Annotated in this window: 1 protein-coding gene; it reads right to left on the bottom strand. The window is 41.8% G+C overall.

The features are described from left to right. Positions 1-268 (bottom strand): integrase core domain-containing protein (locus tag G5B43_RS19220; RefSeq protein ID WP_165296418.1); only part of this gene is annotated, 268 nt, incomplete at its 3' end. Positions 269-325 lie beyond the last annotated feature (57 nt).

Here is a 325-nt window from a genome sequence, read left to right as displayed (position 1 = left end):
TTCGCTGTATTGAATCGGCTTTTATGCGTTTTCTTTTTTCGATGATCTGCTCAGATCGTCCATAATAGATGTCTGCTGGTGTCAGGTTATTCAGCGATTCGTGATAACGGCGGTTGTTGTAGTTGTCCACAAACTTTTCCAGGGCTTCGATAAGCTCTTCAGGATGGTAAAAATGGTTTAATTTTACCACGTTTTTCATCGTCCTATGATACCGCTCAATTTTCCCCTGTGTCTGCGGATGCATCGGTCTTCCGTGGACCTGTTTCATCTTTAAAGCTTCTTTTAGATAAGTTTTCAGCTCGTTTGAGACATAACAAGGTCCGTT

It is taken from the genome of Sphingobacterium sp. SGR-19, from assembly GCF_011043555.1.
In the GTDB taxonomy this organism is placed as follows: domain Bacteria; phylum Bacteroidota; class Bacteroidia; order Sphingobacteriales; family Sphingobacteriaceae; genus Sphingobacterium.
The sequence above is the reverse complement of the archived record's forward strand: the minus strand, read 5'-3'. Positions and strand labels throughout refer to the sequence as shown.